A 19,417-nucleotide genomic window follows, 5' to 3' on the forward strand; every position below is an offset into this window, starting at 1 on the left:
CGGTTGCGCGTGCTGTCCAGGCCGGTGGATGGTGACCGGGGTCGGTCGCGTCGTCGCCGAGACGGCCCTCGCCCGCCGACCGGCCGGCCGGTCGGCTCAGCTCAGCTCAGCTCCAGTCGACGCTGAGGTACTGGACCTCCTGGTACTCGCGGATGCCCTCGTGGCCGCCCTCGCGGCCGAGGCCGGACTGCTTGACGCCGCCGAACGGCGCCGCAGGGTCGGACACCAGCCCGCGGTTGAGCCCCACCATCCCCGTCTCGAAGCGCTCAGCGATCCGCATCGCCCAGCCGAGATCACGGGAGAAGAGGTAGGCGGACAGGCCGAGCTCGGTGCCGTTGACCTGCGCGAGCATCTCCTCGTCGTCGGTCCAGGTGACGATCGGCGCGACCGGGCCGAAGATCTCGTTCTTCACCAGCGGGGAGTCGGCCGGCACGTCGCGCACCACGGTCGGCGCGTAGAAATGCCCCTCGAGGCCGCCGGGGACATCCGCGCGCTGGGTGACCCGCGCGCCGGCGGCCACCGCGTCGTCGACCAGCTCGGTCACGCCCGCGAGCGCCTTCGCGCTGATGAGCGGGCCGATCTCGGTCGCGTCGTCTTGCGCAGGGCCGACCCGCAGCGCCTCGACCTTCGCGCCGAACCGCTCGGTGAACTCCTCGACGACGTCGGCATGGACGTAGAACCGGTTCGCCGCGGTGCATGCCTGGCCCCCGTTGCGGAACTTCGCGAGCATCGCGCCCGCGACCGCCTGGTCGAGGTCGGCGTCGGCGGCGACCACGAGCGGGGCGTTCCCCCCGAGCTCCATCGACGCGCTCACGACCCGCTTCGCCGCCTGCTCGAGCAGGATCTTGCCGACGCCGGTGGAACCGGTGAAGGAGATCTTCGCGACGCGCTCGTCCTTGAGCCAGGTGGTGACCACCGAGGAGGCCGACGACGTCGGGACGACGCCTACGACGCCGTCGGGCACGCCCGCCTCGGTGAGGATCCGCGCGATCGCCAGCGCGGTCAGCGGAGTCTCCGAGGCGGGCTTGAGCAGGACCGTGCATCCTGCGCCGAGGGCGGGGGCGATCTTGCGCGTGGCCATCGCGGCGGGGAAGTTCCACGGCGTCACCAGCGCGGCGACTCCGATCGGCCGGTGCGTGACCACGGTGCGCACCCCGCCCGCGGGCGCCACCGTGTACTCCCCCGCACCACGGACGCACTCCTCGGCGTACCAGCGGAAGAACTCCGCCGCGTAGGTCACCTCGGACCGGGCATCGGCCATGGCCTTTCCGTTCTCCGCGGCGATGAGACCGGCGAGCGCCTCCTTCTGCCCCGTCATCAGCTCGAACGCCCGGTGCAGGACGTCGGCCCGGGCGCGCGGGGCCGTCGCGGACCAGGCCGGCAGAGCGGTGGCAGCGGCGTCGACGGCGCGCCGTGCGTCGTCGGGGGTGCCGTCCGAGATCGCGGCGATCTCCAACGTCGTGGCCGGGTCGGCGACCAAGAAGGTCGCACCCGACGATGCCGCGGCACCCCGCCCGTCGATCCACACGCCCCGCTCGGGATCGATCGACCGAACCAGGTCGGTGACGGCGGCGGGGTGGGTGGTCGTCTGAGTCATCGTCGTCTCCTTGGTCGAGGTCGCGAGGCGCACGGGGGCCTCGTCGCACTGTGCACCGGCCGTCCGGGCGGTACCAGGCCCCGTGCGGGTACTACCGGGGTCAGGGGTCAGCGGTCAGGGGTCGTGAGTCGTGGGTCGTGGTCGTGCGGTCGCGGTCGGGCTGCCGCGACGCGGCCGCGCGCCCTGGCCCGCGCCCGCATGATGCTCACCAGTCCCCAGGCGACCCCGCCGATGGTCAGGGCCGCCGTCAGGGACTCCACCGGGCTCGGCAGCCGCCGGTCGACGAGGCAGGAGTAGAGGACCGCGAACACCGCCTCGGTGACGATGAGCAGCCCGAGCACGGAGGCCCCCAGGCTCATGCTCGCCCGCGCCCACAGCCAGGTGGCGACCCAGGACGCGCCGATGCCGAGGACGATCGACCACGCCACGAGCGCGGGCAGGTCCCCCGCCGCCGGCAGGTCGATGCGGCCACGGACCAGGACGTCGACGGCGAGGATCGCCGGGAGCGTGATGAGCGTGCCCAGGCCTGTGAGCGAGGCCCAGGAGACGCTGCTGGTCAGCGGCCGGTCGTGCAGGTACTCGCTGTTCCAGATGCCGTAGACGAGCCAGCTGAGCAGCGCGAGCACGGCGAGGACCAGGCCCAGGACCGGCCTCGGGCCGAGCACGGCGAGGTCGCCGGCGAGCGCGGTGGCGGCGTTGACCGCGAGGCCGGCGGCGACGAGGACGAACGGCCCGAGCACGCTGCGCCAGCGGAAGACGGGTCGTCGCACGTTGCCGACGGCGGCCATCATCAGCGGCAGGACGGCGAACACCAGGGCGACGGGAACGGAACCCGCGGAGACGATGCCCGCGGAGATGAGCGAGTAGAACAGGGAGTTGCCGAGCAGGCCGAGGAGGATGATGCGCCGCCAGTCGCGGGCCCGCAGGTCGCGGACCGCGACGAAACCTCGGGCCGCGAGGACGAGCACCGAGGAGAGGCCGAAGACGAGGTACCTGCCGAGGGCCAGCTCGGTGCCGTCGGTGGCGACGAGCTCGGGGGCGACGAAGGCGAGCCCCCACAGGGCCGTCGCCCCGAACGCGCACACCACCGCCATCCGCACGGAGGTCATGCTTGCACCCGGCCACGGCGGCGCGCCGCGGGAGGCCACGGTGTCCACCGGTCAGAACGGCGGGAACGATGGGGCCGGCCCATCGGCCCGTCGGCTCGGGCCGCGGCCACCCCTCAGGGCCGCGCCGCGGCCGCCCTGTGTCCCGACGCGCGCGCCGGGCCACGCCGGTCCCGAACACGACTCGGGGGCGGTGCGCCGGATCGGCACCCCGCCCCCGTGATCACCCAGGAGTCACTTCTTCTTGTTCTTCTTGGCCTTCTTGTTCTTCTTGTCGTCCTTGTCCTTCTCCGACTTCTTCGCCACGGTGCACCTCCTCGTTCGTCAACTGGATGTTGACACGAAGTCAACCATCGGTTGACGCGGGGTGTCAACCTGTCGTTGACGCCGGCGTGGCGGGCACCTGGCCGAACGCCGCCCCGACGCTCGATACGATGGCCGCATGGGCAAGCGCAGCGACGTGGTGGACGCCGCCGATCCCGGCGCCGCGCAGAACGCGAGCAGCGAGAGGCAGCGAGCCCGCGCGGCCGAGGATGCGCGGACCGCGCTCGCGGCCCTCACCTCCGCGACGGAGCCGCTGGAGGTGCTCGACGGCGCCCGTCGTCTCCGGGAGACCGCCGAGGCCATCGAGTCCGACGCCGTGCGCGCGGCCCGCTCCGCCAAGGTCTCCTGGTCGAAGATCGGCGCCGTCTACGGCCTGACCAAGCAGGGGGCGCAGCAGCGCTTCTCCCCGAAGAACGCCGAGCGACGAGGAGAGACCGATGCCCCACCCAGGTCCTGAGCAGCCCACGGCCGGCCCGGGATCGTCCGGCAACGCGGACAGCCGCGAGAGCGCCGTCCGGCTCATCCGGTCGGCCTCGCTGTCCGACGCCGCGGAGTACGCCTACGCGGCCACCGTCCCCGCCGACTCGCGGCTCGTCTTCCTCGCCGGCTCCTGCCCGCTGGAGATCGACGGATCGACGGCGGCAGTCGGCGACTACGCCGGCCAGGCCCGGCAGTGCGTCCTGACGCTGACGCAGGCCCTCGAGGCCGCAGGCGCGCGGCTCACCGACGTCGTCAGCACCCGCGTCCTCGTGGCCTCGTCACGGCAGGCCGACCTCGTGACCGCGTGGGAGGTGGTGCGCGACGCGTTCGGCGAGCACGACGTGCCCAGCACCCTCCTCGGCGTCACCGTGCTCGGGTACGACGACCAGCTCGTCGAGATCGAGGCCGTCGCCGCGGTCGTCGACGGGCCCGGCGACGTCCCGGGCCACGGCGGGCCGGATGTGCCCGAGCTCGAGGACGACCAGAGCGTGGCGCCGCGCCCGGAGGAGGAGGTCGCCGACGAGCTGCGTGCCCGTCCGGACCCGGGCGGCCGCGGCGGACCCGTCGCCTGAACGACGCCCTCGGACACAGCGGTCACAGATACCGTCGCGCGACCTGCACCGTCTCGGGGCCGTAGGAGCCGCCGAAGATCACCGCGTGCATGACGAGCATCGTCAGCTGGTGCAGGCCCACCCGCTCCTGCCAGCCGTCGGAGAGCGGCGAGACCTCGTCGTAGCCGGCGAGGATCTCCGGCAGGTGCGCGATCCCGAACAGGTCGAGCGCCGCGAGGTCGGTCTCGGCGTGGCCGCCGTGCGCCGCGGGGTCGATGAGCACACCTCGGACGCCGGGGCCGCCGCGCTCCGGGCAGCCGCGACCGGGGCCGGCTCCGGCCGCACCACGCCCCTCGGAGCCACGCGGCCCGCCGGTCCACACGACGTTGCCGCCCCACAGGTCGCCGTGCAGGCGCGCGGCGCCGTCGCCAGTGCCGTCGCCGTCGCCGACGAGCGCGGGCTGTGCGTGGTCGAACTGCCCCGCCGCGAGGCGGTCGGCCAGCTGCTCGAGCACCCGGCCGCCGCCCTCGTCGATCGAGCCGTTCGCGAGCGCCCGCGGGACGTAGGGCCGGATCTGGTACTCGGCGTAGAACTCGCCCCACGAGGAGAAGACCGGCGCGTCGTCGTGGCCGTGCAGCGGCATCACCCCCGAGCTGCGGGGCACCTCGCCTGACCAGCCCGGCGGCGCACAGCCCAGGGACGGCGCGCCGGCCGCGTGGGTCCGGGCGAGCGCCCTGCCGAAGGCGGCCGCGGCGTCGGGCGTCGCGGGGGCGTGCTCGAGGCGGTCGAGGTCGACCCAGCCCTCCCCCTCGGCGAGGATCCCCACGACCGGTGCTCCGCCGTCGGACTCAGCGTCGGTGAGCCAGCGCAGGCCCGCGGTCTCGAACGCCAGGGTGGTCGGCTCGTCGGTCTTGCGGTGCGTCGCCATCCGGCCATGGTCGCAACGCGGGCCGGATCCCGCGAGGGCGGGTCGGGTGATCGTCCCCTGGAGGCGGGCGGAAGGCCGGGCCATGCCCGGGTCACGCCGCCAGACTCGCCGGAGGTGCCCCGCCGGCCCGGCCGATCCGGGTCAGTCCCTCGATCCTGCGGCGAGGGAGACGAAGACCGACGTCGACACGAGCGTGGCGATCATCTGGTGGACCACCTCGGCCGTGCCCGTGGCCGCGCGGCTCGCGGACACGAGCTCGGTGCCGTGCGCGTGCACGGCACCCGACCAGGGGATCTCCGGGTGCATGAGCGGCGCGGCGCCGGCGGCGAAGAGGATCGCGGCCACGGCCGAGTCGTGCGTGCCGGCCTGCTCGCCGTCGACGAGCACGCCGCGGATCGTGTCCACCAGCTGCTCCCGCCGGGTCGTCTCCCCCGCCGTCAGCCGCGTGGAGGGCACGAATCCGAGGACCTTGCGCCGTTCGCTCCTCAGGTGGCCGCGGTCGACGAGCCGGTCGATGACGGGCGCCCGCAGGCGCGGCCCGACCTGGAGGACGAAGGACTGCGCAGTGACCGGGCGGCGGGCCACGACGTCCCAGCCGATGCGCAGCAGCTCGTCGCCTGGCGGGATCTCCGACGCCGCCCGGACCGAGTCGCGCGAGACCTCGGCGTCGGGCGAGATGAGTCCCTGCTCGGCCAGGTCGACGAGCAGTGCGCCGGCGAGCGCATGGAACAGGCGCTGCCCCTCGCCCCGGAAGAGGTGGTGGCGCTCGTCGAACAGGACGAGGAGCAGGTCCTCGACGACGAGCTCGGCGCTGGTGGTGGTCGACGACATCGGTCGGGCCTCTCGGTGGGGCGGGCGGCGCCGCGGTCCGGGTCCGGCCCGGTCCGTCGGCAGGACGCGCGTGTCCACCACGGTAGCGTCACCGGCTCGCTCTGCCGAGAGCGGATCGGCTGGGCCGCGCGCAGCGGGGCGCCCTACGCTCGCGGACATGACCGACAGCAGCAGCGCCGGGGACGACGAGGCGACGACGCACGCGGAACCGGGCGACGACGTCGGACGACCCGCCTGGAGGTCCGGCGTCACCGGACAACGCGACCGTACGCCTCCGGGGGTGCCCGAGCCGCTGTGGCGGCACATGGTCGGCGACCGGTTGCGGGTCGCGCGGCACGAGCGCGGGGAGCGGCTGACCGACGTCGCCGAGCGTGCCGGCCTGTCACCTCAGTACCTCTCCGAGGTCGAGCGCGGCCGGAAGGAGCCCTCGAGCGAGATGATCGCCGCCATCGGCGGTGCCCTCGACCTCACGCTCGTCGACCTCGCGCTGTCCGTGGCCCAGCGGCTCGGCGCCACGCCGGCCGCGCTCCCCCACGCCGGGTCGACGCGCGACGGGGCCACGTGCCGCGGCGCGTTCGCCCTCGCCGCCTGACGTCGCGGCACCGTCGCCGGCTCCTCGCGGGCAACGGACGGTGCGGCACGCCACCGCGCGACGCCCTTCCCACCCGGCCCGTCCCGCGCAGCCAGACAGCTCAGCGGCCATCGATGACGTGGTCGACCAGGCCGTAGTCGCGGGCCGCCGCGGCGGTGAGCACGCGGTCGCGGTCGGTGTCGGCTCGCAGCCGCGCGACGCTCTGGCCGGTGTGCCGCGCCAGCGCCTCCTCCATGTCGGAGCGGATCCGGACGACCTCGTCGGCCTGGAGGATGAGGTCCGGGATCGTGCCGCGCCCCTGGGCGGTGGGCTGGTGCAGGACGATGCGGGCATGCGGCAGGGCGGCGCGCTTGCCCGGGGCACCGGCGGCGAGCAGGACGGCACCCGGCCCCACCGCCTGACCGACGCAGGTGGTCGCGACCTCGGGTCGGATGTAGAGCATCGCGTCGTAGACGGCGAGCATGGCGCTCGGGTCGCCGCCCTCGCAGTTGACGTAGAGGTGGATGTCGCCGTCGGGCTTGTCGGACTCCAGGTGCAGGAGCTGGGCGATGAGGGTGTTGGCGACGCCGGCGTCGATGCCCGTGCCGAGGTAGATGATGCGCTCGGTCAGCAGGTGGGAGTAGACGTCCATGATCCGCTCTCCGCGCGGGTGCTGGGCGATGACGTTGGGAACCGTGTAGCTGGTCATCGCGAACCTCCGACGGCGACGAACCCGGCCGCGGTGCGGGCACGGGGCCGGATCTGGTCGAAGGAGTCGGCGATCTCGTCGATGAACCCGTACTCCAGCGCCTCGCGTGCCGTGTACCAGCGGTCGTGCAGGGAGTCCTCGAAGACGCTCTCGATGCTCTGCCCGGTGTCCTCGGCGACGAGCCGCAGGACGGTGTCGCGCGTGTGCCGCAGGTCGTCGGCCTGCAGCTCGACGTCGACGGCGGAACCCCCGATGCCGGCCGATCCCTGGTGCATGAGGATCCGCGCGTGCGGCAGCGCGCGCCGGTGGCCGGGCGTGCCTGCGGACAGGAGGAACTGGCCGGCGCTGCAGGCGATGCCGAGGGCGAGGGTCGCGACGTCGTTCGGGATCATCCGCATGACGTCACGGATGGCGAGCATCGCGGGCACGGATCCGCCCGGGGAGTGGATCCACAGGGCGATGCCCGCGGCGGGGTCCTCGGCCGACAGGGCGATGAGCTGGGTGGCCAGCAGGGTGCCGTTGTCGTCGTCGAGGACGCCGTCGAGGACGAGGACGCGGCGCTCGAACAGGTCGCGGCGCGCCGACTCGCTGAACAGTGGTGGTCGGGGCTGATCGCTCATGCAGGCACCCTGCGCCCGGTGAGGTGGCCGGGGAGCCGGGATCTGCCGCCGGCAGATCGGCCGTCGGCAGCGCGGGTGAAGAACCGCGTGCGGCGTCAGCCGTCCTGCTGGACGACCTCGAAGCCGAGGACCTCGACGTCCATGCCGCGACGCTGGTCGTTCTCGTGCCCGCCGGTGGGCCGTGCGGCGGACCAGGCCTCATAATCCTCGCGGCTCTCCCAGCGGGTGACGACGAAGTAGCGGGACTCCCCGACGACGGGGCGCAGCAGCTCGAAGCCGAGGAACCCTGGCGAGGCGTCGACGGCCTTCCTACGGGCGGCGAAGCGCTGCTCGATCTCGGCCTGCGCGCCCTCGGGGAACGTCAGGGCGGTGATGTTGACGAAGGCCATGGTGATCTCCTCCTGCGGCGCGGGCGCGCCGGCGCGATGCACGGGTGACGGTTGCGGTAAGGCCAGCCTAAGCACGCGCGGAGTCGTCCGGCTGAGCCCTTGGTCCCGGGCAGGGGTACTCCTGCCCTGGTCCGGGGCGCGCGCTCGTCCTAGCGTGCGGTCATGTCCCCCGACGCTCCCCCGAGACCACCGATCTCCCGACGACGATGGTTCGTGCAGGGCGCCCTGCTCGGGGTGATCGCCTCCGTGCTGCTCGTCGGGGCGGTCGGCCTGCTGCGGCGCGACGCGGCCGAACCGCTCGTCACGACCTACGGCCTGTCCGACACCACGGGCACCGGCGACCTGCGCACCGTGGGCTTCTGGGTCTACGACGTGCGCCAGCCCTCCGCGGTACCGTCCCTCGCCTCCCCCTGGGGCGACCGGTACGTCTCCCTGACCGGCAGCCTGACCTGGACGTGGGGTGCCGACGGCGACGACGGCCGGGAGACGATCGACCTGTCCGACCTGGACACGACGCTGTTCGCCGTCGACGCCGACGGCGCCCGCACCGAGCTGGCGCTCACGGAACGGGGCCAGCGGGCGGCGGACCGGATCGGCGGCACGATCCAGCGCCGGGATCCCTACCAGTTCTGGCTCGTCCACGAGCCCGGCGAGGGGCAGGTCGAGCACTACGAGCTCGAGCTGACGGTCGACGGCGCGGACTACACGTTCGTCCTCACGGAAGGTGGCCGGTGATGGCCGGCCTCTCGCGGGCCCTGGTCCCGCCCAGGGGTGCGCGGGCGGTGTTCGGCGTCGCCGGAGTCGCGATGTTCGCGACGTTGAGCACCGGGCTGGTCCTGCTGCCGCGCGGCGGGGGCGAGGGGCCGACCGTCCGCGGCGAGGAGGTCCGTGCCGAGCTGGTCGACGGGGTCGGGGTGACGCTCGTCGGGGAGCTGCGCGACCGGGGCTGGCGGGCGGACTGGCCCAGCGAGCCGTACGCGCTCGATCTCGAGCTGACGATCGAGAACGAGAGCGATGAGCCTGTGACGCGGAGGTACGACGTGCGGGTGACCGAGGTCTCCGACCCGGGCGATCCGTTCATCCTCCGGCAGAGTCTGGAGTACAGCCTGGGCACCGCGCACGTCCCGGCGGGGACGTCGCTGACCACGGGCTTCGGCTTCCACCACACGGACGGGTGCGGGGACTTCATCGCGTTCGTGGACTACAGCCCGGACAGCGACTACGGCTCGGACCTGCGCACCGTCGAGGTGCCGTTCACGATCGGCGACGAGGAGTGCCTGGCCGACCTGGCGTGAGGGACCGCGGGACGCCGCCGCAGGTCCCCGGCCATGTTCGGGTTGGCCATGTTCTCGCCGGCCTCAGAAGTACTTCCGAAGATATTCACGGAGCTCGTCGTCGCAGACGTACACGAACGTCCCGAGCATTCCCCTCGTCAGCAGCACACCGTAGATGTTGGTGATGAGTCGACGAAGGTCGTCGTCCGTGTACATGATGCCGAGCAGACCATTGTTGGCCTTCCCTTTCGCATCGACGTACGAGTCGCGGTCGATGTAGAGGCGTCGCTCGTCAGGGTCGTAGCGCAGGTCATTGCCGATGATGACGCCCGCATAGTTGAGGTCGTATCCCTGGACGGTGTGGATGGAGCCGACCTCGCCCAGCGATCCGGGAGAATTGATCCAGTCGCGCGTCTGCCGGTTCCACGGCAGCCGGTGACTACCGAGCTCGATGTCGTGCGCGACCGCGCCGCTGCGACTGTTCCATCTCCAGGCATAGCCTGCGACGAGCCGCGCCAACCCGGCCTCGGCGTCCTTCGTCCTGATGAGCTCGTACATCGCGTCGAAGTCGTCGAAGAGCCGAAGGTCGTAGTCGTCGAAGGTGAGTCGCTGATCCTGCGCTCCCGCCAGGACGTTGCGCACGTACCCGACGTAGTCCATGCCTGCGCCGACGCGCATCTGCGTGAGCAACCGGTAGTGTCGATCATCGTCGCCCGCCCTGGCGACCAGCCCGTGCAACGTCTCCTCCGGGATGTCGGCCGGCCTGACCCGCTGACCGGCGTCCACCAGGAGAATCTGGTGCCTGCTGCGTGCGGCGATCCAATCGAGCTGGGTCTTGGTCTGCCAGCTTTCCCCGAACAACCCCTGACTGATCTCCCGGTACTGCTTGGTCAGCGTGCCCATCGCCTGAGCGGAGTAGATCGTCAGCCGGTGAGCTTCGTCGACGATGAGCAGGTCGAAGTCGTCCTTGCTCCGACCGACCTGAAAAGGTGTGAGCACCATGTCCGGTCGCAGCCCGGGTGTCTTCCTGAAGACCTTCTGGATGGAGTCCCGCAGCGACTGCTGCGGGACGACGAGACCGATCCGGAATCCCTCAAGGTGCTCGCGATGGCCCGGCGTGAAGTAGTCGGACAGGAACGAGTCCGAGGACAGCTCGTCGTCGTCGGCGACCTGGATGTCAACGAGCAGCTTGACGATGAAGATGGCAAGGATGGTCTTACCCGTTCCCGGGTGCCCCTCGACGAGACTCGCGCTCGACAGGTCGGCGGCGAGGTCCTCGAACAGACCATCGAGAATGCTCTCGACGACAATCGCCTGATCATGGGTGAGCGCCTTGAACGGGGACAACTTGAAGAGGTCGCTGTTGACGATCTCGGGGATGCTGCGGTCGAAGTACCCCGCCGCGCGGAGCTCGTCGAAGATCTCATCGAACCGCAACCGGTACCACGCACGGTCGAAATACTCGGCGTCAGTGATCCCGTCGTTCCTGTTGAGCACCTCGAACTTGCCATCGCCCCCGAGCAGCCTGATGAGCGTCGACTCCAGGTCGAGACAGACGGACTTGTTGAACGTCTCGTCGATGACCACCCGCACCGTGTCGAGGCCGTCCTTGGTGCCCAGGTGCTGCCGCATCCTGCCCATCGCGTTGCCGGTCTCGCCCACGTAGATCGAGCGTGGCCCGTTGATGCTGTAGACCACCGGCCAGTTGCTGTGACGAGGATCGACCCGGCTCCACTCATCCACGGAGCCGGAGTCGAAATCGAGTCGCTCAATCCTCCAGCTGGTCATACTTCAGACTCGTTCCTCGCGCCTTGTCGACCGGATACTTCTCGCGGGTCCTGGCCAGCTTTCGGAGCACAAGATCTTCCGGTTCGTCGCCCAGCGCGTCCGCGAGCAACAAGCAGTACGTCAAGACGTCGGCGAGCTCGTCACGCACCCCATCGAACTCCCCCGGGGCGCCCCACTGAAAGCATTCCAACAGCTCTGCCGATTCGATACTGATGCTCTTCGCAAGATTCTCCGGCGAATGGAACTGCGTCCATTCGCGTTCGGCGACGAACTCGCGCAGGACATGAATCGCACGGTCGTTCATCACCGGGCGACCGTAGCACGATGACGACGACACAATTCCGCGCGAGAGCGCCGTCTCCCACGCCACTCACCTGGTTCGTCGCGCCGGTGCGCGGATGGTCGCGAAGCGCCCCGACCAGAGCGCGCCGCCGGCCGCAGACACGAGGGGGCGCGCGGATGCGCTCCAACAGCCCGCGCCAGTGATGCAGTACGTGAGGGGACGGTGGACGTCGCGTGCCCTCACGTCGAACCGAAAAGAGATCCTTGTGAGTTACCGCCTCGTCGAGCTCGCACTCCGGCGTAGATGTTGCGCATGTGCGACGTCGTGCAGGAACTTCTTGATGCGAGCGTGGTCGTACGTCGTCAGGTTGATCTCCTGACCGCAGAAGCCCCCGAGCGGCGCCCCAGCGCCTTGGCGGACTTCAGCAGCAGGGAACCCGACCCTGGGGCGGGGTCGTAGACCTTGCGGACGCGCGTCTTGCCGTGGACCGTGATCCGGGCCAGTCCCTCGGAGACTTCCTGCGGCGGGTAGTGGTGCAGAGCACCCATGGACGGCCCCGCCTCTACGCCTCGTCCTCGAGCTCACGCAATCGCGCCAGCCGGTCTCTCGCCCGGCCGATCGCCTCGTGCTCACCGAGGTCCCACCACGCGGTGCCCCGCTCCCCCAGCCCCTCCTTCGCTGCCTGCACACGACGCCTGGCCGCGGTCCGGGCGTCGTCGTCGGGGGCGGTACGGACGGCAGAGCGTGCGCGGCCGAGCGCGGAAACCAGCGCGGCGCGCACCTCCTCGGGCAGCCGCGGGTCGGCACGGCGCCACCGCCGACCCCGCACCACGACGTAGCGCTCGGTGTCCGTCACCTCTGTGCTCCCGCGACCGGCAGGGTCGGCCTGCGTGTGCGTGCCTGGCGTCGGGCCGATCTCCGGGCTCAGAGCTCGGTCGTCGATGTGCCGCCCGCGGGCCGCTCGCCGGACACCTTCGCCTTGACGAGCTGCGCGAGAGCGGAAACCTTCCCGCCGGGGACGCCCCAGTACTGCGCGGACTCCCCGACCGCCCTGACGAGAGTCAGGTTCGGGTCGTCCCTTCCCTCGACGTAGGCTTCGGCGCCGTCGCTCCACAGCTCCTCGACCTTGGCGCGGTCCTCGACGAGCTCGACGCGGCACGCGACGGACAGCCAGGAGCCGGCCTCGGCGACCGCGATGTTGGCGTTCGGCCCGCGCCGCAGCGCGTCGGCCTGACCGCTCGCGAGGCTGAGGAAGAACCAGACGTCGGCGTCGTCGCTGACCTCCTGCGGGGACATCGGGTGGGCCAGGAGCTTCCCGTCGGCGAGAGCGGTCGTCAGCATGACGACTCGGCTGCCGCGGAGGAGCTTGACGACGTCGGCCTGGGTCAGGTCGGAGATCTCAGCCATGGCGCTGTCCTTCCGGGTAGGTGCGTCCACTCGATCGATGGCGAACGTCCCGACGGTACGGGCAAGCGCCGCTCGTCGCGCGTCGAGCGGCGCACCGCAGGTCGGGCCGAGCCCGCGACGAGGTCGCGGGTGACTCGGCTGGCGACGTGCAGGTCAGGTGGGCCTCCGTCGTGCCGGTGATCGAGCTCGATCAGGACGTCGCACCGCGCCCGGAGGAGGACGAGGCGGATCGCCTGCGTGCCGCACCGGACCCGCAAGGGCGCGGCGGCCAGCCCGCCTGACTCGTGCCACGTGGTTGCGTGACTGCTGGTGAGTCGGACGAGCAGCGCGCGGATCTCGAGTGCTGGTTCTTGGTCGAGGGTGAGTTTCTCGCCGTTGATCTCGATGGTTGCTGAGCGGACGGCTCGTGGGGTGCGGACGAGCTTCTCGGTCGACATGGCCGAGACCTCGGTGAGGTGGCGCGTGATGGCCAGGGTGGCGAACGGTCGGTGCCGTGCCGTCGACGACCAGCCAGGACAGGATGTGCATGGTGAACGCGAGGTCTGGCTTCGACTTCGGCGCCAGCACGCCCGCGGGGGCGAACCGCTCGCCGTGGATGAGCAGCGGGTCGGCGTCCCCGGCCCACCTGATCGAGTAGGGCGGGGTGGACACGAGCGCCTCGAACGGCTCGTCGTCCCGGTGCTGGGGATCGGTGAGGGTGTCGCCGAGGGCGATGCTGAACGACTCGAAGGTGACGTCGTACGGGAACATGTTGATCCGCGCGAGGTCGTACGTCGTCAGGTTGATCTCCTGACCGCGGAAGCGCCCGGCGTTGCAGTGCCCGAGCACCGTCGCGAACTTCAGCAGCAACGACGCTGACCCGGCGGCCGGGGCGTCGACCTTGCGCACACGCGCCTTGCCGTGGACCGTGCTCCGGGCCAGCACCTCGGAGACCTCCTGCGCCGTGCAGTGCTCACCGCCGGACCTGTCCGCCTGCGAGGCACACATCCGCGTGAGGTACTCGCTGATCGACGCCGGTGCACCGGTGCGAGGATGGCCGCGAACCCGATCGACCCGCGGGTGCCGTCCCGCCGCGTGCACGCGCGAGCGCGCCACCGGCCACCGCCCCCTACGAGGAGGACCTTCGCCCGTGTCCCACGAGCTGTTCACGCCGCTCACGCTGCGCGGCGCCACCGCCCGCAACCGCATCTGGGTCGCGCCCATGTGCCAGTACTCCTGCCACGCCCACGACGGCGTCGCCACCGACTGGCACCTGGTGCACCTCGGCTCCTTCGCCAGGGGCGGCGCGGGGGTGGTCCTCACCGAGGCCACCGCTGTCACGCCCGAGGGCCGCATCTCGGCGGAGGACCTGGGGCTGTGGAACGACGAGCAGCGCGACGCCCTGGCACCCATCGTGCGGTTCGTCCACGAGCGCGGCGCTCTCGCCGGCGTCCAGCTCGCCCACGCCGGCCGGAAGGCGTCGGTGTGGCCCGCATGGGGCACGGAGCACCGGGGCTCACTCCCCCTCGAGCAGGGCGGCTGGGAGACGGTGGGCCCGTCGTCGTCGTCGTATCCCGGCCTGACCGCTCCCCGGGCGCTGGACGCGGCCGGCATCGCGGAGATCACGGCCGCCTTCGTCACCTCCGCCCGGCGGGCGCTCGACGCCGGGTTCGACCTCCTCGAGATCCACGGCGCCCACGGCTACCTCCTCCACCAGTTCCTCTCCCCGCTGAGCAACGACCGCACGGACGACTACGGCGGCTCGCCGGAGAACCGCGCCCGGTTCCTGCTCGAGGTCGTCGACGCCGTGCGGGCCGAGGCTGGCGAGGACGTAGCCGTCCTCGTGCGGGTCTCGGCCACGGACTGGACCGAGGGCGGCCTCGACATCGACGACACCACCTGGCTCGCCGCCCGGCTGCGCGAGCACGGGGTCGACCTCGTCGACGTCTCGACCGCCGGCAACCTGCCGGCGCGGGTGCCGATCGGGCCGGGCTACCAGGTGCCGTTCGCCGCCCGGATCCGCGAGCGCACCGGCATCCCCACCGGTGCGGTCGGGCTCATCACCTCCCCCGTCCAGGCCGAGCACGTCCTCGCGACCGGGCAGGCCGACGTGGTGCTGCTCGCCCGCGAGATGCTGCGCGACCCGAACTTCGCCATCCGCGCCGCGCACGAGCTCGGGCACGACGCCGGCCTCGTCCCCGGGGCCTACGAGCGCGCCTACCGGTAGGCGCGCCCCGAATACAGTGGGCGGATGTCCGACCGGCGAGGGCTGCCCGCGCAGCGCGCACCGTCGATCGCCTCGCTCATCAGCTTCCTGTTCGGGCTCTCGGCCCGCGACTCGCTCCCCGGCCCGGCGCTCGTCGCGCTGCTGGCCGACCTCGGCATCGGCGCGAGCGCCACGCGCAGCGCGATCGCCCGGATGCGGGCCGCCGGCGAGATCACGGGAGCGCGCACCGGTCGCATCACGGACTACCGACTGGCCGGGCTGACCGCGAGCGGGTTCCGGCACGCACGCAGCCTCGGCCACCCCGGTCATGGGCCGGCGGAACGGGAGTGGACGGGCGAGTTCGCCGGAATCCTCTACAGCGCGCCCGAACGGCTGCGCAACCACCGCGACAGGCTGCGCACCAAGGCAGTGCTCGCCGGCTACGCCACCCTTCGGCCCGGCCTGCTCATCGGCGTCGACGACCGGTGGGAGACCCTCGAGCCGTTCACCGCGACCCTGCCCGAGGCGATGACGGTCTACCCGGTCACGCTCCGGCTCCGCCCGGCCGAGGCGCGCGCGGCCGCCGCCGAGGCGTGGGAGCTGGCCTCCCTCGACCGTCACCTGGGCCGGCAGGTCACGCGGCTGAGCAACGCCCTTGCCCGCGACCGGGACGGCCGGCCGACGGGGGCGGCGGCGATGCGTCGGCTGGCCGGGCTCACGCTGCCGGTCTACCGCGCACTCGTCGTCGTGCCGCCGCTGCCGGCCGAGCTGCTCCCCGAGGGGTGGCGTCAGCCCGAGCTCACCTCGCTCCTCGGCCAGGTCCACGAGGTGCTCGGCCCGCCCGCCCGGCGCCACCTCGACGCACGCCTGTCCGAGGCCGGCTGAACCTGCGCGAGATCCAGGGCCCTCACGATCCTGGTCCGTCAACCTGTGTCGTTTGCGTCTCCGACGTGCAAGGATCTCGACATGGATCGAGCCCGGACCGTGAGCCGCGCCCACCTCATCCTCGGCACCAGCCTCGCGTTCGTCATCGGCACGACGATCATGGTGGCCCTGCACGAGACCAGCCACGCCGTCGTGGGCGCCCTCTACGGGAGCCGACCGACCCAGCTGCCGTTCGCCGTCGGCTTCACCCCGGAGCTGTCGACCAACCAGGCCGTCGTCGAGCTGCTCGCCGGCCCGGCGTTCAGCCTGCTCACCGGGGTAGCCGGGGTCGTCGTCGACCGGGTCTACACCCCGTTCCGCACGCGGCCGTTCTGGCGCCTGGTGTGGCTGTGGACGGTGTTCACCAGCCTGCAGGAGGCCTTCGGATACCTGCAGGTCACCGCGATCCTCGACGTCGGGGACACCGCGCAGGCGTTCGAGCTGTTGAACGCACCGCCCGCCGCCTACGTCGCCGCGACGGTCGTCGGGTGGGCGTGCCTGCCCCTGACGGCCTGGGCCTTCTCCGTGCCGATCCGCGGGCTCGCCGCCACGGTCCAGGACCGGACCGACATGACGGTCTGGCCCTGGCTCATCGGCACCGGCGGCTTCCTCGTCCTCATGGCGGGCTACGTCCTGCTGGCAGCGGTGGACGACCCCGCGACGGTCGTCGCCGTCCTGGCTGCCGCGGTGTCGCTCGGGGTGTTCGCACCGATGTCGATGATGTTCCGCGCGAAGCGGGCCGACGCCGAGACCCCGTCCGCGATCGGCTGGCCGCCGGTGGGCGGGCTCGTGCTGCTGGCCGCGCTCGTCGCCGGAAACATCGTCCTTACGCAGGGCTGGATCTGGCCGTAGCCGGCGGCCTGCACCGGGCACGGCGTGGCCGGCCGGCTCAGGCCTGCTCCGATACGTCGACGGCCAGCTCCAGGTAGCGGTCGAGAAGGACCGGACCGCGGCGCCGCGCCTCGTCGGGCGGCATCACGGTGAGGCGCAGCGAGAGACCGTCCAGCAACGCCTGCAGCAGCACGGCGTCCTGGGCGACAGCCGCCTCGGCCCCGACGTCGGCGGCAGGCGGGAGCGAGCGCCGTGCACGCACGATGCGGGCGTAGAGCTCGACGAGCTTCTCGTCGGTGCGGCGCCTCAGCCCGACGAGCGAGGGGTCGGTCCCGGAGTGCGCGACGAACGCCAGCCACACCGCGTGCTCGCGCTGCCGCTGCTCGTCCAACGGCAGCAGCTCGAGCAGGATCTGCCGGGTCCACACCCGCACGTCCCCCCAGCGAGAGACCCCGGAGAGGCGGTGCTCGACCCGGCCGGAGATCCACTCCATCGCGTACCGGATCATCTCGGCGCGGGTGCGGAAGTAGTGCTGCACGGTGCCGCCGCTGACGCCGGCCTCGGACGCCACGGCTCGCACGCTCACCCCCGCGACACCGCCCCGGGCCACCACCCGGGTCAGCGCCTCGGCCAGGCGTTCCCTGCCGTCCCTTGCATCTGCCATGCCACCACCTTACAGTCGTACGACCTACCCATACAAACGTAAGGCTGGCTCATGAGACAGATGCTCGCCGCACCTGCACCCGAGGACGCACCCACCGAGGTCGGGCAGCACCGCCTGACGCTGCCGTGGATCACGACGGCGCTCGTGGTCGTGCTGCACAACACCGAGGAGTGGTACCTCGACATGACCGGGTGGATCGCCGGTCATCCCTGGCTGCCAGGACGATCGCTGCACGGCGACGGAGCCGAGTTCGCACTCGTGCTCGCCCTCGTCACGCTCGCCGTGCTCGGGCTCGCCGCCGTCGCCGTCCTCACCCGGCCGCGATGGAGCGCCACCGCCCTCGTGTGCCTCACCTGCGCGCTGGCGGTCAACGGCGCGAGCCACGCCCTGCTCAGCCTCCTCTCGTGGAGCCCGATGCCCGGGGTCGTCACCGGCGTCGCCCTGCTCGTGCCCCTCGGGGTGGTCCTGGCCCGGGCTCTTCCCCCGGTCAGCTGGACGGCGTCGACCGTCGTGCTGACGGTCCTGGCGGCCGTCGGGCTCACGGCCGGGGCCTTCGCCCTGGCGGCCGCGCTCACCGCTCTTGCCGGGACGGTGGCGTGACGATGGGGACGACGCAGCACCCCGCCCCGCCGTCGGGCCGGTCCCCCGTCGAGATCGACCCGCGTCCGCCCGGCCTCGTGATGTCGATCGTCTTCGGCACCGCCGTGCTGGCGGTCCTCCTGTGGCAGCTCGTCGGTGTCGCCGACGACGGGCAGCAGCTCCAGGTCCTCGACCCGGAGCTCCACCCGGTCTGGAAGGCCGTCCTCGTGGCCACGCTCGCCGGCAGCATCGCCTGCAGCGCGGTGGCCTGGGCGCGACGTCGGTGGACGATGCCGGTGGCCCTCGTCAACACCGCGGTCAACGCCGCAGGGGCCGCGGCGCTCATCGGGCTGGCGGTGGCGGGCGCCCTCTTCGCACCGACACCGCCCGGGCGGTTCGGGGCGAGCGACGAAAGCCTCGGCGACCTGTCCGACCTCACCGAGCTGTTCCTGCTCCTCGTCGCGGTCGTCGCGATCTGGGACAGCCTCGACGGCCTCCTGCGGGCGCACCGCCGTCGCTCGGTCCCGACCCGGGTCCACGCACCCACCCACGACGACGAGCACCGCTCATGACGCGCCCGGACGCACCGTGGACCGGCATGATCCCGGTCGAGGACACCGCGCTGTTCGCCACCGACACCGGCGGACCCGGCACGCCGGTGGTCTACCTCAACGGCGCGTACGCCGACCTGCGCCACTGGGACCGGGTGGTCGCCGAGCTCGGGACCACGGACTGGCGGCACATCCGCTACGACGAGCGGGCACGCGGCCGCTCGCGGCGCTCCGCCGACTACTCGTTCGAGGCCTGCCTGCGCGACCTCGAGGCCGTGCTCGACGCGACCGGCGTGGAACGCCCCGTGCTGGCCGGATGGTCCTACGGGGCGACGCTGGCCGTGCACTGGGCGCATCGCCACCCGGACCGCACCGCCGGGGTGGTCGCCGTCGACGGGGCCATGCCCTACGACTGGATCGACGACGAGGCACGTGCCCGCCTCCGCCGGCTCTTCCGCCGCATGCGGTGGATCCTCCCGGTCGCGAGCCGGATGGGACTCGCGGCGCGGATGAGCGCCGAGCAGCACGCCGAGGTCACCATCGAGGTCAACGAGCTGCTGGGCACCCTCGAGCCCGTGCTGGACGGCATCGAGGCTCCCGTGAGGTACGTCGTCGCGACCGGCGGTCACCTCGGCACCGACGACGAGGAGATGGCACAGGTGCGCGCCACCCTCGACCCGGTGCTGGACCGTCGGCCGAACATCGCTGTCTTCGCGACGGTGCCCACCAACCACGCCAAGATCCTGCGGCGGGAGTCCGCGGCCGTCGCTGACGCCGTCCGCGAGATCGCGTAGCCGGTGGCGGACCGGGCGCGCGACCGGGCAA

At 72.2% G+C, this 19,417-nt stretch carries 22 protein-coding genes and 3 pseudogenes; 11 read left to right on the top strand and 14 right to left on the bottom strand.

From position 1 onward, the window contains the following. Positions 1–106: 106 nt before the first annotated feature. Complete coding sequence (locus ACZLKG_RS11465) at positions 107–1,597, bottom strand: NAD-dependent succinate-semialdehyde dehydrogenase (protein WP_463648795.1); 1,491 nt, start codon at positions 1,595–1,597, stop codon at positions 107–109. Positions 1,598–1,704: 107 nt separating this feature from the next. After that, entirely contained in the window at positions 1,705–2,706 is a 1,002-nt protein-coding gene (locus ACZLKG_RS11470; protein WP_463648796.1) for a DMT family transporter, read from the bottom strand. Between the two features lie 439 nt (positions 2,707–3,145). Between ACZLKG_RS11470 and ACZLKG_RS11475 the strand changes: the two genes are divergently transcribed. Next, positions 3,146–3,484: a hypothetical protein gene (locus ACZLKG_RS11475; RefSeq protein ID WP_425709921.1), complete on the top strand. Its 339-nt coding sequence runs from the start codon at positions 3,146–3,148 to the stop codon at positions 3,482–3,484. A gap of 64 nt (positions 3,485–3,548) precedes the next feature. Next, positions 3,549–3,932 (top strand): annotated as a pseudogene (locus ACZLKG_RS11480) (RidA family protein); the annotation flags it as partial. Positions 3,933–4,101: 169 nt separating this feature from the next. Here ACZLKG_RS11480 and ACZLKG_RS11485 read toward each other — a convergent pair. Continuing rightward, complete coding sequence (locus tag ACZLKG_RS11485; RefSeq protein ID WP_425709920.1) at positions 4,102–4,986, bottom strand: fructosamine kinase family protein; 885 nt, start codon at positions 4,984–4,986, stop codon at positions 4,102–4,104. A 141-nt stretch (positions 4,987–5,127) separates the two neighbouring features. After that, complete coding sequence (locus tag ACZLKG_RS11490) at positions 5,128–5,817, bottom strand: GOLPH3/VPS74 family protein (protein ID WP_463648797.1); 690 nt, start codon at positions 5,815–5,817, stop codon at positions 5,128–5,130. Between the two features lie 157 nt (positions 5,818–5,974). Here ACZLKG_RS11490 and ACZLKG_RS11495 point away from each other — a divergent pair, with 157 nt between their 5' ends. Further along, on the top strand, positions 5,975–6,409 hold the full coding sequence (locus ACZLKG_RS11495) for a helix-turn-helix domain-containing protein (RefSeq protein ID WP_425709918.1): 435 nt from the start codon (positions 5,975–5,977) through the stop codon (positions 6,407–6,409). Positions 6,410–6,509: 100 nt separating this feature from the next. Here the strand turns inward: ACZLKG_RS11495 and ACZLKG_RS11500 are convergent, their stop codons facing one another. The 3 genes from ACZLKG_RS11500 to ACZLKG_RS11510 all read right to left on the bottom strand — a co-directional run bounded on the left by ACZLKG_RS11500 (position 6,510) and on the right by ACZLKG_RS11510 (position 8,106). Further along, positions 6,510–7,097: a ClpP family protease gene (locus ACZLKG_RS11500; protein ID WP_463648798.1), complete on the bottom strand. Its 588-nt coding sequence runs from the start codon at positions 7,095–7,097 to the stop codon at positions 6,510–6,512. After that, the gene (locus ACZLKG_RS11505) at positions 7,094–7,717 is read right to left on the bottom strand and encodes a ClpP family protease (protein ID WP_463648799.1); all 624 of its coding nucleotides are present in this window, start codon (positions 7,715–7,717) and stop codon (positions 7,094–7,096) included. Before ACZLKG_RS11505 ends, ACZLKG_RS11500 begins: the two co-directional genes overlap by 4 nt. Before the next feature lie 95 nt (positions 7,718–7,812). After that, on the bottom strand, positions 7,813–8,106 hold the full coding sequence (locus ACZLKG_RS11510) for an antibiotic biosynthesis monooxygenase family protein (RefSeq protein ID WP_425709915.1): 294 nt from the start codon (positions 8,104–8,106) through the stop codon (positions 7,813–7,815). Between the two features lie 162 nt (positions 8,107–8,268). Here ACZLKG_RS11510 and ACZLKG_RS11515 point away from each other — a divergent pair, with 162 nt between their 5' ends. Together ACZLKG_RS11515 and ACZLKG_RS11520 are read left to right on the top strand one after the other, a co-directional pair. Next, entirely contained in the window at positions 8,269–8,841 is a 573-nt protein-coding gene (locus ACZLKG_RS11515) for a hypothetical protein (protein ID WP_463648800.1), read from the top strand. Continuing rightward, the gene (locus ACZLKG_RS11520; RefSeq protein ID WP_463648801.1) at positions 8,841–9,401 is read left to right on the top strand and encodes a hypothetical protein; all 561 of its coding nucleotides are present in this window, start codon (positions 8,841–8,843) and stop codon (positions 9,399–9,401) included. Before ACZLKG_RS11515 ends, ACZLKG_RS11520 begins: the two co-directional genes overlap by 1 nt. Before the next feature lie 63 nt (positions 9,402–9,464). Here the strand turns inward: ACZLKG_RS11520 and ACZLKG_RS11525 are convergent, their stop codons facing one another. The 6 genes and pseudogenes from ACZLKG_RS11525 to ACZLKG_RS11550 form a co-directional block, all read right to left on the bottom strand. After that, a complete protein-coding gene (locus tag ACZLKG_RS11525; RefSeq protein WP_463648802.1) occupies positions 9,465–11,078 on the bottom strand; it encodes a DNA/RNA helicase domain-containing protein in 1,614 nt (537 codons plus the stop codon). Between the two features lie 70 nt (positions 11,079–11,148). Then, on the bottom strand, positions 11,149–11,472 hold the full coding sequence (locus ACZLKG_RS11530; protein WP_425710256.1) for a nucleotide pyrophosphohydrolase: 324 nt from the start codon (positions 11,470–11,472) through the stop codon (positions 11,149–11,151). A gap of 297 nt (positions 11,473–11,769) precedes the next feature. Continuing rightward, positions 11,770–12,011: pseudogene (locus ACZLKG_RS11535) on the bottom strand (N-6 DNA methylase); the annotation flags it as partial. Positions 12,012–12,013: 2 nt separating this feature from the next. Continuing rightward, the gene (locus ACZLKG_RS11540; RefSeq protein WP_425710242.1) at positions 12,014–12,307 is read right to left on the bottom strand and encodes a biopolymer transporter Tol; all 294 of its coding nucleotides are present in this window, start codon (positions 12,305–12,307) and stop codon (positions 12,014–12,016) included. Positions 12,308–12,375: 68 nt separating this feature from the next. After that, positions 12,376–12,858, bottom strand: coding sequence for a pyridoxamine 5'-phosphate oxidase family protein (locus tag ACZLKG_RS11545; protein WP_425710243.1), 483 nt, complete (start codon positions 12,856–12,858; stop codon positions 12,376–12,378). Between the two features lie 468 nt (positions 12,859–13,326). Continuing rightward, positions 13,327–13,860 (bottom strand): annotated as a pseudogene (locus ACZLKG_RS11550) (N-6 DNA methylase); the annotation flags it as partial. A 127-nt stretch (positions 13,861–13,987) separates the two neighbouring features. On the opposite strand from ACZLKG_RS11550, the gene ACZLKG_RS11555 reads away from it, so the two are divergent. The 3 genes from ACZLKG_RS11555 to ACZLKG_RS11565 all read left to right on the top strand — a co-directional run bounded on the left by ACZLKG_RS11555 (position 13,988) and on the right by ACZLKG_RS11565 (position 16,819). Then, positions 13,988–15,064: an NADH:flavin oxidoreductase/NADH oxidase gene (locus ACZLKG_RS11555; protein WP_463648803.1), complete on the top strand. Its 1,077-nt coding sequence runs from the start codon at positions 13,988–13,990 to the stop codon at positions 15,062–15,064. 24 nt (positions 15,065–15,088) lie between these two features. Beyond that, positions 15,089–15,928: a PaaX family transcriptional regulator C-terminal domain-containing protein gene (locus tag ACZLKG_RS11560; protein ID WP_425710246.1), complete on the top strand. Its 840-nt coding sequence runs from the start codon at positions 15,089–15,091 to the stop codon at positions 15,926–15,928. 81 nt (positions 15,929–16,009) lie between these two features. After that, positions 16,010–16,819 carry a hypothetical protein gene (locus ACZLKG_RS11565; protein WP_463648804.1) on the top strand — a complete coding sequence of 270 codons (810 nt, stop codon included), beginning with the start codon at positions 16,010–16,012 and terminating at the stop codon, positions 16,817–16,819. 37 nt (positions 16,820–16,856) lie between these two features. Here ACZLKG_RS11565 and ACZLKG_RS11570 read toward each other — a convergent pair whose 3' ends face one another. Then, entirely contained in the window at positions 16,857–17,462 is a 606-nt protein-coding gene (locus ACZLKG_RS11570) for a TetR/AcrR family transcriptional regulator (RefSeq protein ID WP_463648805.1), read from the bottom strand. Positions 17,463–17,513: 51 nt separating this feature from the next. Between ACZLKG_RS11570 and ACZLKG_RS11575 the strand changes: the two genes are divergently transcribed. Genes ACZLKG_RS11575 through ACZLKG_RS11585 form a run of 3 tightly spaced genes read left to right on the top strand, consistent with a single transcriptional unit; the run spans position 17,514 to position 19,386 of the window. Beyond that, entirely contained in the window at positions 17,514–18,062 is a 549-nt protein-coding gene (locus tag ACZLKG_RS11575) for an HXXEE domain-containing protein (RefSeq protein WP_425710249.1), read from the top strand. A 2-nt stretch (positions 18,063–18,064) separates the two neighbouring features. Continuing rightward, complete coding sequence (locus ACZLKG_RS11580) at positions 18,065–18,613, top strand: hypothetical protein (protein WP_463648806.1); 549 nt, start codon at positions 18,065–18,067, stop codon at positions 18,611–18,613. Beyond that, on the top strand, positions 18,610–19,386 hold the full coding sequence (locus ACZLKG_RS11585) for an alpha/beta fold hydrolase (protein WP_463648808.1): 777 nt from the start codon (positions 18,610–18,612) through the stop codon (positions 19,384–19,386). The genes ACZLKG_RS11580 and ACZLKG_RS11585 overlap by 4 nt, the downstream gene beginning before the upstream one ends. Positions 19,387–19,417 lie beyond the last annotated feature (31 nt).

This window comes from Georgenia sp. Z2081 (genome assembly GCF_055326445.1).

Bases quoted from the DNA above. Each gene is read 5' to 3' on its own strand.
- ACZLKG_RS11465 (WP_463648795.1), bottom strand. From the start codon at position 1,597: ATGACTCAGACGACCACCCACCCCGCCGCCGTCACCGACCTGGTTCGG.
- ACZLKG_RS11470 (WP_463648796.1), bottom strand. From the start codon at position 2,706: ATGACCTCCGTGCGGATGGCGGTGGTGTGCGCGTTCGGGGCGACGGCC.
- ACZLKG_RS11475 (WP_425709921.1), top strand. From the start codon at position 3,146: ATGGGCAAGCGCAGCGACGTGGTGGACGCCGCCGATCCCGGCGCCGCG.
- ACZLKG_RS11485 (WP_425709920.1), bottom strand. From the start codon at position 4,986: ATGGCGACGCACCGCAAGACCGACGAGCCGACCACCCTGGCGTTCGAG.
- ACZLKG_RS11490 (WP_463648797.1), bottom strand. From the start codon at position 5,817: ATGTCGTCGACCACCACCAGCGCCGAGCTCGTCGTCGAGGACCTGCTC.
- ACZLKG_RS11495 (WP_425709918.1), top strand. From the start codon at position 5,975: ATGACCGACAGCAGCAGCGCCGGGGACGACGAGGCGACGACGCACGCG.
- ACZLKG_RS11500 (WP_463648798.1), bottom strand. From the start codon at position 7,097: ATGACCAGCTACACGGTTCCCAACGTCATCGCCCAGCACCCGCGCGGA.
- ACZLKG_RS11505 (WP_463648799.1), bottom strand. From the start codon at position 7,717: ATGAGCGATCAGCCCCGACCACCACTGTTCAGCGAGTCGGCGCGCCGC.
- ACZLKG_RS11510 (WP_425709915.1), bottom strand. From the start codon at position 8,106: ATGGCCTTCGTCAACATCACCGCCCTGACGTTCCCCGAGGGCGCGCAG.
- ACZLKG_RS11515 (WP_463648800.1), top strand. From the start codon at position 8,269: ATGTCCCCCGACGCTCCCCCGAGACCACCGATCTCCCGACGACGATGG.
- ACZLKG_RS11520 (WP_463648801.1), top strand. From the start codon at position 8,841: ATGGCCGGCCTCTCGCGGGCCCTGGTCCCGCCCAGGGGTGCGCGGGCG.
- ACZLKG_RS11530 (WP_425710256.1), bottom strand. From the start codon at position 11,472: ATGAACGACCGTGCGATTCATGTCCTGCGCGAGTTCGTCGCCGAACGC.
- ACZLKG_RS11545 (WP_425710243.1), bottom strand. From the start codon at position 12,858: ATGGCTGAGATCTCCGACCTGACCCAGGCCGACGTCGTCAAGCTCCTC.
- ACZLKG_RS11560 (WP_425710246.1), top strand. From the start codon at position 15,089: ATGTCCGACCGGCGAGGGCTGCCCGCGCAGCGCGCACCGTCGATCGCC.
- ACZLKG_RS11565 (WP_463648804.1), top strand. From the start codon at position 16,010: ATGGATCGAGCCCGGACCGTGAGCCGCGCCCACCTCATCCTCGGCACC.
- ACZLKG_RS11570 (WP_463648805.1), bottom strand. From the start codon at position 17,462: ATGGCAGATGCAAGGGACGGCAGGGAACGCCTGGCCGAGGCGCTGACC.
- ACZLKG_RS11575 (WP_425710249.1), top strand. From the start codon at position 17,514: ATGAGACAGATGCTCGCCGCACCTGCACCCGAGGACGCACCCACCGAG.
- ACZLKG_RS11580 (WP_463648806.1), top strand. From the start codon at position 18,065: ATGGGGACGACGCAGCACCCCGCCCCGCCGTCGGGCCGGTCCCCCGTC.
- ACZLKG_RS11585 (WP_463648808.1), top strand. From the start codon at position 18,610: ATGACGCGCCCGGACGCACCGTGGACCGGCATGATCCCGGTCGAGGAC.